Origin of the sequence: Stenotrophomonas sp. PS02297 (assembly GCF_029959705.1) — a bacterium.
Classification (GTDB): Bacteria; Pseudomonadota; Gammaproteobacteria; order Xanthomonadales; family Xanthomonadaceae; genus Stenotrophomonas; species Stenotrophomonas nitritireducens.
On sequence record NZ_JASCOS010000018.1, the window covers coordinates 33,010 to 48,309 of the forward strand.

Here is a 15,300-nt window from a genome sequence, read left to right on the forward strand (position 1 = left end):
CGATCAGCCGAGAATACCCGGCAGGTCCAGTCCCTTTTCCTTCGCGCAGTCGATGGCGATGTCGTAGCCGGCGTCGGCGTGGCGCATGACGCCGGTACCGGGGTCGTTCCACAGCACGCGGGCGATGCGCTGGTCCGCTTCGGCGCTGCCGTCGCAGACGATGACCACGCCGGAGTGCTGGCTGTAACCCATGCCCACGCCGCCGCCGTGGTGCAGGCTCACCCAGGTGGCGCCGCCGGCGACGTTGAGCATGGCGTTGAGCAGCGGCCAGTCGGACACGGCGTCGCTGCCGTCCTTCATCGATTCGGTCTCGCGGTTGGGCGAGGCGACGCTGCCCGAATCCAGGTGATCGCGGCCGATCACCACCGGCGCCTTCAGTTCGCCGTTGCGGACCATCTCGTTGAAGGCCAGGCCGAGCTTGTGGCGCAGGCCCAGCCCGACCCAGCAGATGCGCGCCGGCAGGCCCTGGAAGCTGATGCGCTCGCGCGCCATGTCCAGCCAGCGGTGCAGGTGCGGATCATCGGCGATGATCTCCTTCACCTTGGCATCGGTCTTGTAGATGTCTTCCGGGTCGCCGCTCAGCGCGACCCAGCGGAACGGGCCGATGCCGCGGCAGAACAGCGGCCGGACGTAGGCCGGTACGAAGCCCGGGAAGTCGAAGGCATTCTCAAGGCCCTCGTCGAAGGCCATCTGGCGGATGTTGTTGCCGTAGTCCACGGTCGGGATGCCGGCGGCATGGAAGGCCAGCATCGCCTCCACGTGCACGCGCATGGCGGCCTTGGCGGCGTCGCGCACCTTTTCCGGATTGGCCTTCTGTTCGGCCAGCCACTGCTCCACCGTCCAGCCGATCGGCAGGTAGCCGTGCACCGGGTCGTGGGCACTGGTCTGGTCGGTGACCGCATCCGGGCGCACGCCACGACGCACCAGTTCCGGCAGGATCTCGGCGGCGTTGCCGAGCAGGGCGATGGATTTGGCTTCGCCGGCGGCGGTGTATCTGGCGATGCGTGCCAGTGCGTCGTCGATGTCGTTGGCCTGCTCGTCCACGTAGCGGGTGCGCAGGCGGAAGTCGATGCTGCTCTGGCGGCATTCGATGGTCAGCGAGCTGGCACCGGCCAGCGAGGCGGCCAGCGGCTGCGCGCCGCCCATGCCGCCCAGCCCGGCGGTGAGGATCCACTTGCCGGTGAGGCTGCCGCCGTAGTGCTGGCGGCCCATCTCGACGAAGGTTTCGTAGGTGCCCTGCACGATGCCCTGCGAGCCGATGTAGATCCACGAGCCGGCCGTCATCTGCCCGTACATCATCAAGCCCTTCTTATCGAGCTCGTTGAAGTGCTCCCAGTTGGCCCAGTGCGGCACCAGGTTGGAGTTGGCGATCAGCACGCGCGGCGCGTCGGGATGGGTGGGGAACACGCCGACCGGCTTGCCGGACTGCACCAGCAGGGTCTGGTTGTCGTCCAGGCGCTTGAGCGTTTCCAGGATCCTGTCGTAGCTCTCCCAGTCGCGCGCGGCGCGGCCGATGCCGCCATAGACCACCAGCGAGGCGGGATCTTCGGCCACTTCGGCGTCCAGGTTGTTCTGCAGCATGCGGAACGGGGCTTCGGTCTGCCAGGATTTGCAGTTGAGCGTGTTGCCGCGCGGTGCGCGCGGGCTGCGGGTAGGGTCGTGGCGGGTCATGCATTTCTCCGGGTAGCAAATTCCAGGCAAGCGCCAAGCACTTGCTGCAAGGTGTTGCGGACGGGGGTCGCGTGGTCGGGGTCGTAGGGCGTGGGCCAGCTGTGCTCGTCCACGTCTTCAGGCGCCGGTTCGTGCATGTAGCCGCGGCAGCCCAGTTCCATCTGCAGCGTATGCACGCCATGGGCGGTGTTGCTGTAGTGGCGGGTGATCCAGCCACCCTTGAAGCGGCCGTTGCGCACATGGCTCATGCCGCTGATCGCGCACAGGTTCTCGACCACGTCGGTCAGCGCGTTGTCGCAGGAGGTATCCGGCGCACCGCTGGGACCGGCGCTGCCGATGTTGAACTGCGGCAGTTCGCCGTCGAACAGGTGCGGGATGTGCGAGCGGATCGAATGCGCGTCGTAGACCACCACGGTCGGGTGCCGCTGGCGCAGGCGTGCGATCTGCGCGGCGAGCGCGGCGTGATAGGGCGCGAAGTAGCTGTCGCGGCGGCGCGCGATCTCGGCCGTGCCCGGTTCGTGGCCGGCGCGGTATAGCGGCTGGTTGTCGAAAGTGGTAGTGGGGCACAGGCCGGTGGTGTTCTGCCCGGGATACAGCGAGGCGCCGGACGGGTCGCGGTTGACGTCGATCACCGAGCGCGAGACCGCGGTACGCACGGTGGTGGCGCCCAGGCCGCGGGCGAAGGCGTACAGTTCGTGCACCCACCAGTCGGCATCGCGCCGCGCCAGCCACGGCGAAACGAAATGGCCGGTGAGCTCGTCGGGCAGTTCGGTGCCGGTGTGCGGAAAGCTGACGATCAGCGGGGCGTCGCCTTCGTGGACCTGCAGCCAGTCGGGAGGGGTGTTCATCTGCGCATCTCCGCAGGGTGTGGAATGTAGGGCGGGGCAAAGCCCCGCTGAAGCCATGTCGCCGGGGCAGGCCCCGGCGGGGCGAGGCCCGGCGTTACAGGACCTCCACCTGCGGCAGCACGCTTTCCAGCCCGCGGGCGAGGGCGCCGTCGCGCACCAGCGCGGTGGCGGCGACCATGTCCGGGTGGAAATAGCGGTCGTCCTGCAGGGTCGGCACCTGCGCGCGCACGGTGGCGCGAGCCTGTTCCAGCGCGTCGCTGGAGCGCAGCGGGGCGTGGAAGTCGCAGCCCTGCGCGGCGGCCAGCAGTTCGATGCCGACGACATTGGCGGCGTTCTCCGCCATCGCCAGCAGGCGGCGCGCGCCGTGCGCGGCCATCGACACGTGGTCTTCCTGGTTGGCCGAGGTCGGGATCGAATCGACGCTGGCCGGATAGGCGCGCTGCTTGTTCTCCGAGACCAGCGCCGCGGCGGTGACCTGCGGGATCATGAAACCGGAATTCAGGCCGGGCTTCGGGGTCAGGAACGCAGGCAGGCCGGACAGCGCCGGATCCACCAGCATGGCGATGCGGCGTTCGCTGATCGAGCCGATCTCGCATACCGCCATGGCCAGCATGTCGGCGGCGAAGGCCACCGGCTCGGCGTGGAAGTTGCCGCCGCTCAGCGCTTCGCCGGTGTCGGTGAACACCAGCGGATTGTCGGACACGCCATTGGCCTCGATCTCCAGCGTGGTCGCGGCCTGGCGGATCACGTCGAACGCCGCACCCATCACCTGCGGCTGGCAGCGCAGGCAGTACGGGTCCTGCACGCGCACGTCGTTGTCGCGGTGCGATTCGCGGATCGCCGAACCGGCCATCAGCGTGCGCAGCGCGGCAGCGGTGGCGATCTGCCCGCGCTGGCCGCGGATGCTGTGGATGCGCGGGTCGAATGGGGTGTCCGACCCCTTGGCCGCTTCCACCGACAGCGCGCCGGTGACCAGCGCGGCCTGGAACACGGTCTCGATCTCGAACAGGCCGGCCAGCGCATAGGCGGTCGAATACTGGGTGCCGTTGAGCAGGGCCAGGCCTTCCTTGGCGCCGAGCGTCAGCGGGGCATGGCCGATCCGTGCGAGCGCATCGGTGGCGGACATCCGCACGCCATCGACGAAGGCTTCGCCGACACCGATCATCACCGAGGCCAGGTGCGACAGCGGCGCCAGGTCGCCGGAGGCGCCGACCGAGCCCTGGCACGGAATGACCGGGATGAAGTCGTGCTGCAGGAACGCTTCCAGCAGCGCCAGCGTCTGCATGCGGATGCCCGAGGCGCCCTGCGCCAGGCTGGTGAGCTTGAGCGCCATCATCAGCCGCACCACGCTGGCCGGCATCGGCTCGCCGACACCGGCGGCATGCGACAGCACGATATTGCGCTGCAGGGTTTCCAGGTCCTCGCGCTCGATGCGCACGCTGGCCAGCTTGCCGAAGCCGGTGTTGATGCCGTACACCGGCTCGCCCTTGGCGACGATGGCTTCCACCACCTGCGCGCTGCGCAGCACGGCGGCCTGCGCCGATGCGTCCAGGCGCACGCTGGCGCCGCGGTAGATCTGGCGCCACTGGGCCAACGGAACATGGCCGGGGCGAAGCACGAGGGGGGAAATCATCGGGTTACTCCAGATTTTCAAGGGTAGGTGCGGGGCTTGCCCCGCACGGTTTTCGGCGAGGTACGGGGCAAGCCCCGCACCTACGGTGTTGTTGGTTGCCCGCGGAACACGCGCGCGTGCAGCGGGTTGAAACCCATGCGGTAGACCAGGTCGGCCGGGGCGTCGATGTCCCAGATCGCGAGGTCGCAGTCCATGCCGGCGGCGAGCCGGCCGACGCGGTGGTAGCGGCCGAGCGCGCGCGCCGCTTCGCGGGTGAAGCCGGCGATGCATTCGTCCACGGTCATGCGGAACAGGGTCGCGCCCATGTTCATCGCCAGCAGCGGGCTGGTCAGCGGCGAGGTGCCGGGGTTGCTGTCGGTGGCCAGCGCCAGCGGCACGCCGGCATCGCGCAGTTTCTGGATCGGCGGCACGGTGGTGTCGCGGGTGAAGTAGAACGCGGCCGGCAGCAGCACGGCGACGGTGCCGGCCGCGCGCATCGCGGCGATGCCTGCCTCGTCCAGGTGTTCGATGTGGTCGGCCGACAGCGCGCCATGCCGCGCCGCCAGTTCGGCGCCGTGCTGGTTGCTCAGCTGTTCGGCGTGGATCTTCACCGCCAGCCCGTGGCGATGCGCGGCCTCGAACACCTGCGCGGCCTGTTCGCGCGAGAAGGCGATGTTCTCGCAGAACACATCCACCGCCTCGGCCAGGCCTTCGGCGGCGATGGCCGGGATCATGGCCTCGCAGACTTCGTCGATGTAATCCTGCGCCTGCCTGCCCGGCGGCACCGCATGCGCGCCGAGGAAGGTGGGCACCACGTCGACCCGGCGCAGCTGTTCCAGCCGTCTGGCCACGCGCAGCTGCTTGCGCTCGTCGTCCAGCGTCAGCCCGTAACCGGATTTGATCTCGATGGTGGTGACGCCTTCGGCCAGCATCGCGTCGAGGCGGGGCAGGGTGGCGGCGATCAGCGCGTCGTCGTCGGCATCGCGGGTGGCGCGCACGGTGGCGACGATGCCGCCGCCGGCGCGGGCGATGTCGGCATAGCTCACGCCCTGCAGGCGCTGCTCGAACTCGTTGGCGCGGTTGCCGGCGTAGACCAGGTGGGTGTGGCAGTCGACCAGGCCCGGGCCGATCCAGCGGCCTTCGCAGTCGATGCGCCGGGCGGCGTCGAACGCCGGCGCGTCCGCGGCCGGGCCGACATGCACGATCCGCCCGTCGCGCGCGGCGACGATGCCGTCGCGGACGATGCCCAGGCCGCCCGCGGCGTCGTCGAGCGTCATCAGGTGGGCGTTGTGCCAGACCGTATCGCAGTGCATGTGCACCCTTCCGCGTTTATTTGTATATACAATAATCACCACCCACGGAGAGTGTCCAGTGATGGCGAGCGAAGTTTCCAGTCCGGTCCGTTTCCACGCCGCGCAGGCCTTGCTGCCGCAGGGCTGGGCGCAGTCGGTGAGCATCGAATGTGCGCATGGCCGCATCGTGTCGGTGACCGCCGGTGCGCCGGCCGGCCCCGGCGCGCAGCCGTTGGGCGCGGTGGTGCCGGGACTGGGCAACCTGCACAGCCACGCCTTCCAGCGCGCCATGGCCGGCCTGACCGAGGTCGGCGGGCGCTCGGGCGACAGCTTCTGGAGCTGGCGCGAACTGATGTACCGCTTCCTCGACCGGCTGACCCCGGATGACCTCCAGGCCGTGGCCGAGCAGGCCTACATGGAGATGCTGGAATCGGGCTTCACCCGGGTCGGCGAATTCCATTACCTGCATCACGCACCGGATGGCCGGCGTTACACCGACCACGCCGAAATGTCCGGCCGCATCGCCGCTGCCGCGAACGCGATCGGGCTGGGCCTGACCCTGCTGCCGGTGTTCTACGCGCACAGCGATTTCGGCGGCGCCGCACCGCTGCCGGCGCAGCGCCGCTTCCTGCATGACGTCGACGGTTTCGCCGCGCTGCTGGACGGCTGCCGGCAGGCGCTGCGCGACACGCCGGACGTGGTGCTGGGGCTGGCGCCGCACAGCCTGCGCGCCTGCACGCCGGAGCAACTGCAGGCGCTGCCGGCGCTGGTGGACGGACCGATCCACATCCATATCGCCGAGCAGGTGCGCGAAGTCGAGGCCTGCCTGGCCTGGAGCGGGCAGCGCCCGGTGCGCTGGCTGCTGGACCATGCGCCGGTGGACGAGCGCTGGTGCCTGGTGCACGCCACCCACCTGCTGGACGACGAAGTGCGCGGCATCGCCGGCAGCCGCGCCGTGGCCGGGCTATGCCCGGTCACCGAGGCCAACCTCGGCGACGGCCTGTTCCCGATGCGCGGGTTCGTGCAGCACGGCGGGCGTTTCGGCGTCGGTTCCGATTCCAACGTGCTGATCGACGCGGCCGAGGAACTGCGCCTGCTCGAATACGGCCAGCGGCTGGCGCTGCGCGGGCGCAACGTGGTCTCCCCGGGCGAACTGTCCAGCGGCCGCTGGCTGTACCAGCAGGCGCAGGAGGGCGCCGCGCAGGCGTTGGGCGTGTCGGCCGGGCTGGTCGCCGGCGCGCCGGCGGACCTGGTCGAACTGGATGCCGCGCATCCGTCGCTGCATGGCCGCGCGGGCGACGCGCTGCTGGACAGCTGGGTGTTCGCCGCGCGCGGCGGCGCAGTGCGTTCGGTGTGGCGCGAAGGCCGGCAATGGGTGCGCGACGGCCGCCATGTGCGCCGCGACGAGGTGGCCGCGCGCTATCGGGCGGCATTGCAGCGGATACTGGGCTGACTCCAGGCAGGATCCACGAGTGAAGGACAAGAAGGCGCCCAGCCTCAACCAGCGCATCCGCGGCGACATCGAGGGCCGCATCCTCAGTGGCGAGTGGGCGCCCGGTTTCCGCATTCCCTACGAGCACGAACTGATGGCGCAGTACGCCTGCTCGCGGATGACGGTGAACAAGGTGCTCACCGCGCTGGCCGAGAGCGGCATGATCGAACGCCGCCGCCGCGCCGGGTCCTTCGTCGCGCGGCAGCCGCCGCACCTGGAGCAGGTGGCGCTGGAAATCCCCGACATCGCGCTGGCGGTGAACGGGCGCGGCCACCGTTACGGCTTCCAGCTGCTGGAACGGCAGCAGCGCCGCGCCGATCCAGCGGTGCCCGAGGAACTGCGGCTGGTGGGCGAGGGCGAGCTGCTGGCGATGCGCTGCCTGCACCTGGCCGACGGCCGGCCGCTGGCGCTGGAGCGGCGCCTGATCAACCCCGGGGCGGTGCCGGAAACGCTGGCGGTGGATTTCTCCGCCCACGCACCGGGCAGCTGGCTGCTGCAGAACGTGTCATGGACGCGCGGCCAGCATCGCATCAGCGCGGTGGCCGCCACCGCCGCCGAAGCCGCGCTGCTGGACGTGCCGCTGGGTACCGCCTGCCTGGTGATCGACCGCCAGACCTGGCGCGGCGAAACGCCGATCACCTGGGTGCGGCAGAAATTCCTGGGCGATGCCTACGATCTGGTGGCGCGGTTTGCGCCCGGAGCGAAGATCTAGGAAGCAGGGGAACGGCGGCTGTTTTGCTTTTCCGGGTTACTGCTTCAAAAAGTCCGGCACTGGCGCCAGCGGACCGGCTCGCCGGTGCCGGGACGCGGGTTGAGCTGGACGCGCACGGTGCGCAGCGCCGGGTAGTGCTCGACCTCGCGGCAGATCAGCGGCCAGACCGTGGCGTCGTCGCCGCTGCGTTCGACCGACAGGGTGGAACGTGTCAGCCAGATGCCGCTGATGACGCCCGGCGTGGCGGCCAGTTTCCTGGACACGGCCTGCTGGTAGCGCAGCAGGGTTTCCGGATCGGGATCTTCCTGCAGGTCGTCCGCCGCAGCCACGGCGGCAGACGCGGCCGGTGTCGGCTGCGGTGTCGGCTGCGGTGCCGCGCTGGCGGTAACGGTGGAAGCGCTGGCGTCGGCCATAGCGGGCGCCGCTGCCGGGGCGGGCGCTTCCGCTGCGGACGCGGGATGGCGCGCATCGGCCGCTGGCGTCGATGCGGTCACCGGCGCGGGCGGGCGCGGGGAAAGGTTCTCGTCCACCTGCGCGGTCATGTAGCCCAGGCCGGCGAGCAGGCCCACCGCCGTCGCGCCGAGCGCGGCGATGCCGGTCTGGCGTGCCGCTTCGCGGCGGGCGATGCCTTCCACCATCGTGCGCATGTCCTCCGGGACGCACGGAGCGAGGAACTGCCACAGCACGCGGCCGTCCAGCACTTCGATGGATTCCTTTTCCGCCGCGGCCAGACCGTCGCGCTCGACCAGGCCCTCGGTGATGAGGATGCCGCCGGTCGCGCCGGTCAGGCGCAGGGCGGCGCCGAGTTCGGTGATCGCCGGGGCGCCGATCCGGTAGGCGCGGCCGTGCTTGCACGACAGCAGCCAGCGCTGGCCGTCGCGTTCCATCAGGAAATCGCTGCTGGTGCCGCGGTCGCTGTTGTCCTCGCCGGTCAGGTCGTGCAGGCCGCGCTGTTCGTTCATGGCGCGGCGCACGATCTGCGAGAACTCGCGCCAGCGCATTCCCGCCAGCGCGGCCAGGCCGTGCTGCGTCTCGGTTTTCCGGCGCTTGACCATCCACAGCCAGGCGGAGGTCAGGCCCCATACGAACAGTGCGAGCAGCAGGGCCAAAATCCAGGAAAACATCGTTACGTCCGGTGAGCAGGCGAGAGGGCAGGCGCGCAGTTTATAGCGCTTCCCGCGTGGTCGAAGCGTGCTGGCAGGCAGGCGTTCAGCTGTTGCCGCCCGGCCAGTAATGGCTGTCCGGGACCGCCCGCGCGCCGAAGATGGCCTGGCCGACGCGCACCACGGTGGCGCCTTCCTCGATGGCGATCTCGAAGTCGCCGGACATGCCCATCGACAGTTCGTCCAGGCCGATGCCGTCCGGCGCGTCCTGGCGCAGCCGGTCGCGCAGCCCGCGCAGGCGCACGAAGCAGGCGCGCACCCGTTCGGTGTCGTCGGAGAACAGCGCCAGGGTCATCAGCCCGCGCACGCGCAGGGCCGGGAACCGCGGCAGTTCGCGGATAAAGGCCGCCACGTCATCCGGCGCCAGGCCGTACTTGCTGGCTTCCTCGGACGTGTTGACCTGCACGAACACGTCCAGCGTGCGGCCCTCCAGCTGCAGGCGGCGGTCCAGGGTCTCGGCCAGGCGCAGGCTGTCCAGCGCCTGGAACTCGCTGGCGAAGCGTGCCACCAGCTTGGCCTTATTGGTCTGCAGGTGCCCGATCACCGACCAGCGCAGGTCGCCCAGGTCCTGCATCGCCTCCCACTTGTGGTGGGCTTCCTGCACCTTGTTCTCGCCGAGGAAGCGGCAGCCGGCGGCATAGGCATGGCGGATGCGGGCTTCGTCGATGGTCTTGCTCACAGGCAGCAGGCGCACGCCGGCCGGGTCGCGCCCGGCGCGGCGGCAGGCGGCGGCGATGCGCGCGTGGACCACGTCGAGGTTGTGGCGGAAATCGTCGGTGGTCTCGGCGCGGGGGTAGCGGCCGTGCTGGTCGTGGCGGGTGGGGGTGTCCGTCATTGGGCGTTCCTTGGGCAGCGATGGTGCGGCTGCATTATCGGCGCTCCGGCCGGCAAACGCCCGGCACCGCAATCGCCGGCTTGGGTTCCTCTGCAGGAACGGCGTAGGCCGCGGCGGGGCGCTGCCCGGCAACGCCCTGTCGCGGCCGAAGCCGCGCCTGCCGGGACGAGGCGGGCGCTCAGAGCAGCGGTGGCTGCAGCGGGACCTGGTCGTGCAGCCACTGTTCGAAGTCGCCGGCGGAAAGCGCGTGCGAGAACAGGTAGCCCTGCAGCGCCGGCGAGCCGTTGTCGATCAGGAACCGGCGCTGGGCCTCGGTTTCCACGCCTTCGGCGACCACGTGTTTGCCCAGGCTCTCGCCGATGCGCAGTACCGACAGGATCAACGCGCTGGCGGTCGGATCGTGGCCGATCTCGCTGATGAAGCTGCGGTCCAGTTTCATCTCGCTGATCGGCAGCCGGTGCAGATGGCTGAGGCTGGAATAGCCGGTACCGAAATCGTCCAGCGAGAGCCGCACCCCCAATGCATGCAGGGCGTGCAGGTTGGCGGGCACCTGCGGTTGTTCGGAGAGCATGACGCTCTCGGTGATCTCCAGCACCAGCGCGCCGGGCGCCAGCTGGTGGCGTTCCAGCAGCTGGCGTACCTCATCCACCAGTGAGGGCAGTTCGAAGGTGCTGGCCGACAGGTTCACCGCGATCCGCGGCACCTCCAGTCCGCGGCGCCGCCAGTCGGCATGCTGGCGGCAGGCCTCCTCCAGTACCCAGCGGCTGAGTTCGGTCATCAGCCCGCATTCCTCGGCCAGCGGCACGAAGCGCGCCGGCGGAATCTCGCCCAGATGCGGATGGCGCCAGCGCAGCAACGCTTCCACGCCATACAGGCTGCTGCCGTCGCCCTGCACCTGCGGCTGGTAATGCAGGCGCAGGCCGCCATGGCGCAGCGAATCGCGCAGCGTGGCCTCCAGCAGCAGGCGTTCCTGCGCCAGCCGGTTCATGTCCGCGCTGAAGAAACGGAAACGCCCGCCGCCTTCGTCCTTGGCCCGGCGCATGGCCAGGTCGGCGTGGCGCAGCAGGGTGTCCATCGCGCGGCCGTCTTCGGGGTACATTGCCACGCCGATGCTCGCGCTGGCATGCAGGGTCATGCTGCCAACCACGTTGGGGGCGGCGACCATGGCCAGCAGTTCCTCGCACAGCGTGACAGCCTGGTGCTGCGCGCAGTGCGGAACCAGCAGGGTGAATTCGTCGGCGACCTGGCGGGCGACCACGGACTCGGGACCGGCGATGTCGTGCAGGCGGCGCGCCAGGTCGCGCAGCAGGCCGTCGCCGGCCGCATGCCCCTGGCTTTCGTTGATGCGCTTGAAGCGGTCCAGGGTCACGAACAGCAGCGCCATCGGCACGCCCTGCTGTTCGGCCTGCATCAACGGCTGTTCGCTCAGCGCGTTGAACATCACCCGGTTGGGCAGGCCGGTGAGCACGTCGTAGAACGCCAGCCGGTGCATGCGCGAGCGCGCCTGCTCGCGCTCCAGCGCCAGCGCACACAGGTGCAGGCAGAGTTCGGCCAGCCGGCGATGCCAGGACAGCGGTGCGCCAGGGCGGTGGCAGTGGAACGCCAGCGTGCCCAGCACCTGGCCGGCGGTGGAGCGGATCGGATTGGACCAGCAGCCGCGCAGGCCCAGTCCCAGCAGCGTCGCGCGGTGGCTGTCGAACATCGGGGCGCTGGCGATGTCCTCCACTTCCACCGCCCGCCCGCGGCGCAGCGCCTGCATGCAGGCCGGATGATCCCAGGCGGCCGTGCCGTCGGCCGGCATCAGGGCGGAGGGCGCGGCGAGGACGGACAACTGCCCGTCGGCCTCTCTGCGGGTCACCACCACGCGCAGGTCGGGCGCGACCCGTTCCACTTCCTGGCATACCAGCGCCATGCTCGTGGCCAGCGGTTCCTCGCGCACCAGCGCATCCAGCACCTTGCCGTTGAGCACCTCGTGGGTCTTGGATTCGGTGATGTCGGTGAACACGTTGACCAGGCTGCGGCTGGCATCGGCCAGCGGCGTGGCCACCACCGACAGCCACAGCGGGCTGCCGTCCTTGCGGTAGCCGAGCAGGTGGTCGCGGTGGGCGCGGCCGGCGCGGTGCTGTTCGCCCAGCCGGTCCAGCGTCGCCGCGTCGGTGTGCGGGCCGCGGATCAGTTCGCCCGGCAGCTTGCCCAATGCTTCGTCCGGCGCATAGCCGAGCATGCGCACGAAGCCCTCGTTGACGTAGCGGATGCGCGCCTGGCTGTCGCACAGGAAGATCGCGTTGTCGCTGCAGTCCAGCGCCTGCGACAGCAGGCGGATGCGCTCCTGCTCCTGCGCATGTTCGGTGGCCGGGCGCAGCACGGCCATGCGCGGGAACCCGCCCGGGCCGACCGCCAGCCAGAGGTCGCCACGGCGTCCGGGCCGCGCCTCGGCGGCCAGCAGCAGCGGTACAGGCGGCTGTGCCTGCAGCGCTTCATGCCATTGCAGGTACTCGTCGGGGGTCAGCAGCTCCGGCAGCGCGGGAGCGTCCGTGCGCTCCGGCGCCAGCCCCAGCAACTCGTCCGCCCTGCGGTTGCGCAGCAGGATGCGGTCGTCCCGGTCGAGAACGAGAATGCCGTCCGGCGCTTCCTGCAGGCATTGGCGCAGCGCCGTTTCACTGGCCGCATCGGCCGGTCGCGCTGTCGATGCCCATGGCCCGGCCGGTCCGGCGTGCGACATCCGTCAGCCCTGCTGCGCCCAGGCCAGCAGGCGCGGGGCCACCTGGTCCAGCGCTACGACCTCGTCGGCGGCGCCGAGCTTGAACGCGGCGCCGGGCATGCCCCAGACCACGCTGGAGGCTTCGTCCTGCACCAGGGTGCGGGCGCCGGCCTGCTTCATCTCCAGCAGGCCACGCGCGCCGTCGTCGCCCATGCCGGTGAGGATGGCGCCGATGGCATTGGCGCCGGCGTTCTGCGCGACGGAACGGAACAGCACGTCCACCGCCGGCTTGTGCAGGTTCACCGGCGGCGTGTCGTCGATGCGGCAGCGCCAGCGGGCACCGTCGCGGATGATGCGCAAGTGGCGGCCGCCGACCGGCAGGTAGGCATGGCCGGGCAGGATCGCCTCGCCATCGCTGGCTTCGCGCACGGACATGGCCGAGTGGCGGTCCAGGCGTTCGGCGAAGGCGGTGCTGAAACTGGCCGGCAGGTGCTGGGTGAGTACGATGGCCGGCGCGTCGGCCGGCATCATCTCCAGCACCACGCGCAGCGCCTCGGTGCCGCCGGCCGAGGAGCCGATGGCGATGAGGCGGTCGGTGGTGCGGAACTTCAGCGACGACGGATTCGCGGCGCCGGTCGGCGCGATCGTGTCCAGCGTGCGCTTGGCCTGCGACGGCACGGCGAGCGCGCGCACCTTCGACCGGGCGGCCATCTTGACCTTGGCGCAGATCTCGGCGGCATAGCTTTCCAGGCCGCGGGCGACGTCGAGCTTGGGCTTGGCGACGAAATCCACCGCGCCCAGCGCCAGCGCCTGCAGCGTGGTGTCGGCGCCGCGCTCGGTCAGCGAGGACACCATCACCACCGGCAGCGGGTGCAGGCGCATCAGGTTCTCGAGGAAGGCCAGCCCGTCCATGCGCGGCATTTCCACGTCCAGGGTCAGCACGTCCGGATTCAGGCGCTTGATCTTGTCGCGCGCGATCAGCGGGTCGGAGGCGGTGCCGACGACCTCGATGCCCGGATCGCGCGCCAGCAGGTCGCTGAGGATCTGCCGGACCAGCGCCGAATCGTCCACGACCAGCACGCGGCAGGGGGCCTGCAGGCTCATTCGAACAACTCCACGCCACCGGTGACCGGCGCCTTGGACAGGCGGGCGCGCACCGCCGATTCGGCAGCGGCGACTTCGGCCTCGTGGGCATGCGGCAGGCGCTGCACGACCACGCGCCCGGTCTGCGGGAAGAACCAGACCTTGCGCGGATGGATGCCGAGCAGGTCCTCGGCAATCACCGGGATGTGTTCTGCGCGCAGGTACTGGCGCACGAACTCGGCGTTGCGGGTGCCGACCGGGTTGCTGGTGAAGCCCTTGAGCACGTTGGCGCCGCCGAACACCTTGGCCTCCAGGCGCTTGCGGTTGGCGCCGCGCTTGAGCAGGTCGTTGATCAGCAGTTCCATCGCGTAACTGCCGTAGCGCGCGGGGGCGCCGTCGCCGACGTTGCCGTCGGGCAGCAGGAAATGGTTCATGCCGCCGATCTTGAGCACCGGGTCGCGGATGCAGGCGGCCACGCAGGAACCGAGCGTGGTGGTCAGCGCGGTGTCGTCGTCCACCACCAGGTACTGGGTGGGCAGCAGTTTGGCGGCGATGGTCTGGAAACGCGTGTCGCGGTAGCGCATCACGTCGTCGGCGGGAGCGGCCATGCTCATGCCCCGGCACCGCGCGCGCGGCGGTACAGGGTGCGCCCGCAAGGCTGGATCAGGTCGGCGGCGTGCAGGTAGTTCTCGGAGTGGCCGGTATACAGCAGGCCGTCGTCGCCCATGTGCTGCACCAGCCGCGACAGGATGCCGCGCTGGGTCGGTTTGTCGAAATAGATCATCACGTTGCGGCAGAACAGGGCGTCGTATGGACCGCCGACGTCGTAGCGCGGCGCCAGCAGGTTGAGCTGGCGGAACTCGATCAGCTTGCGCAGCGCCGGCACCACGCGGCACTTGCCTTCGTTGGGGCCGCTGCCACGCTGGAAGTAGCGGCGCTTGAGCGACGGATCGAGGCCGGCGATGCGCTCGACCGGATACACGCCCTGGGCGCCGGTGGCCAGCACCTGCGTATCGACATCGGTGGCCAGGATGCGTACCGGCGGGGCGAGGCTGCCGAAGGTCTCGCAGGCGGTGATCGCCAGCGAGTAGGGCTCCTCGCCGGTGGATGCCGCGCACGACCAGATATGCAGCGGCGCGCGGTGGGCGCGTGCCTGCAGCTCCTCGCGCAGCTTCTCGAAATGGTGCGGCTCGCGGAAGAACGAGGTCAGGTTGGTGGTCAGCGCGTTGGTGAACGCCTGCCATTCCTCGCCGCCGCTGCGCTCGAGCTGGTCCAGGTATTCCTCGAACGACTGCAGGCCGAGCGCCCGCAGCCGGCGCGACAGGCGCCCGTAGACCATGTCGCGCTTGGCCGGCGCCAGCGCGATGCCGGCGCGCTTGTGGATCAGCTCGCAGACGCGGCGGAAGTCGCGGTCGTTGAACTCGAAATCGCGGGAGGCAGGAGCGGACAGGGACACCGTGGAAACCTCAGCTGGCCAGCGCCAGGGGACGGGAAGCGTGCGCGGAGGCCTGCAGGCGGAAGGCCGACACGGCGTCGTTCAGCACCATGGCCTGTTCCTCCATCGCGCGCGCCGCGGCGGTGGCTTCCTCCACCAGCGCGGCGTTCTGCTGGGTGGTCTCGTCCATCTGGGTGACGGTCTGGTTGACCTGCTCGATGCCGGCGCTCTGTTCCTGCGAGGCAGCCGAGATCTCGGCCATGATGTCGGTCACGCGCTGCACCGAAGTGACGATCTCGCCCATGGTGGTGCCGGCCTGGTGCACCAGCTGCGAGCCCTCGGACACCTTGTCGACCGAGGTCTCGATCAGTTCCTTGATCTCCTTGGCGGCACCGGCCGAGCGCTGCGCCAGCGTACGCACCTCGCTGGCGACCACGGCGAAGCCGCGGCCCTGCT

Annotated in this window: 12 protein-coding genes and 1 pseudogene; 2 read left to right on the plus strand and 11 right to left on the minus strand. The window is 70.2% G+C overall.

The window, feature by feature from the left end; genetic code table 11:
* Positions 1-3: 3 nt before the first annotated feature.
* The 4 genes from hutU to hutI form a co-directional block, all read right to left on the minus strand.
* Positions 4-1,671 carry a urocanate hydratase gene (gene hutU, locus QMX80_RS06335; protein WP_282275963.1) on the minus strand — a complete coding sequence of 556 codons (1,668 nt, stop codon included), beginning with the start codon at positions 1,669-1,671 and terminating at the stop codon, positions 4-6.
* On the minus strand, positions 1,668-2,519 hold the full coding sequence (hutG, locus tag QMX80_RS06340) for an N-formylglutamate deformylase (protein WP_282275965.1): 852 nt from the start codon (positions 2,517-2,519) through the stop codon (positions 1,668-1,670). The genes hutU and hutG overlap by 4 nt, the downstream gene beginning before the upstream one ends.
* A 94-nt stretch (positions 2,520-2,613) precedes the next feature.
* Positions 2,614-4,152 (minus strand): histidine ammonia-lyase, encoded by a 1,539-nt coding sequence (hutH, locus tag QMX80_RS06345; RefSeq protein ID WP_282275967.1) that lies wholly within the window; start codon positions 4,150-4,152, stop codon positions 2,614-2,616.
* An 80-nt stretch (positions 4,153-4,232) separates the two neighbouring features.
* Positions 4,233-5,444, minus strand: coding sequence for an imidazolonepropionase (hutI, locus tag QMX80_RS06350; RefSeq protein WP_282275969.1), 1,212 nt, complete (start codon positions 5,442-5,444; stop codon positions 4,233-4,235).
* Positions 5,445-5,505: 61 nt separating this feature from the next.
* Between hutI and QMX80_RS06355 the strand changes: the two genes are divergently transcribed.
* Together QMX80_RS06355 and hutC are read left to right on the plus strand one after the other, a co-directional pair.
* Positions 5,506-6,876 carry a formimidoylglutamate deiminase gene (locus QMX80_RS06355; protein ID WP_282275970.1) on the plus strand — a complete coding sequence of 457 codons (1,371 nt, stop codon included), beginning with the start codon at positions 5,506-5,508 and terminating at the stop codon, positions 6,874-6,876.
* Positions 6,877-6,895: 19 nt separating this feature from the next.
* A complete protein-coding gene (gene hutC / locus QMX80_RS06360; protein WP_282275971.1) occupies positions 6,896-7,627 on the plus strand; it encodes a histidine utilization repressor in 732 nt (243 codons plus the stop codon).
* Positions 7,628-7,671: 44 nt separating this feature from the next.
* Here hutC and QMX80_RS06365 read toward each other — a convergent pair whose 3' ends face one another.
* The 7 genes and pseudogenes from QMX80_RS06365 to QMX80_RS06395 all read right to left on the minus strand — a co-directional run.
* Complete coding sequence (locus QMX80_RS06365) at positions 7,672-8,751, minus strand: restriction endonuclease (protein WP_282275972.1); 1,080 nt, start codon at positions 8,749-8,751, stop codon at positions 7,672-7,674.
* A gap of 85 nt (positions 8,752-8,836) precedes the next feature.
* A complete protein-coding gene (locus QMX80_RS06370) occupies positions 8,837-9,625 on the minus strand; it encodes a YggS family pyridoxal phosphate-dependent enzyme (RefSeq protein WP_282275974.1) in 789 nt (262 codons plus the stop codon).
* Positions 9,626-9,803: 178 nt separating this feature from the next.
* Positions 9,804-12,347 (minus strand): EAL domain-containing protein, encoded by a 2,544-nt coding sequence (locus tag QMX80_RS06375; RefSeq protein ID WP_282275976.1) that lies wholly within the window; start codon positions 12,345-12,347, stop codon positions 9,804-9,806.
* Positions 12,348-12,350: 3 nt separating this feature from the next.
* A complete protein-coding gene (locus QMX80_RS06380; RefSeq protein ID WP_273083309.1) occupies positions 12,351-13,430 on the minus strand; it encodes a chemotaxis response regulator protein-glutamate methylesterase in 1,080 nt (359 codons plus the stop codon).
* Complete coding sequence (gene cheD, locus QMX80_RS06385; RefSeq protein WP_055773248.1) at positions 13,427-14,023, minus strand: chemoreceptor glutamine deamidase CheD; 597 nt, start codon at positions 14,021-14,023, stop codon at positions 13,427-13,429. The genes QMX80_RS06380 and cheD overlap by 4 nt, the downstream gene beginning before the upstream one ends.
* The gene (locus QMX80_RS06390; RefSeq protein WP_273083311.1) at positions 14,020-14,865 is read right to left on the minus strand and encodes a CheR family methyltransferase; all 846 of its coding nucleotides are present in this window, start codon (positions 14,863-14,865) and stop codon (positions 14,020-14,022) included. Before QMX80_RS06390 ends, cheD begins: the two co-directional genes overlap by 4 nt.
* A gap of 22 nt (positions 14,866-14,887) precedes the next feature.
* Positions 14,888-15,300: pseudogene (locus tag QMX80_RS06395) on the minus strand (methyl-accepting chemotaxis protein); the annotation flags it as partial.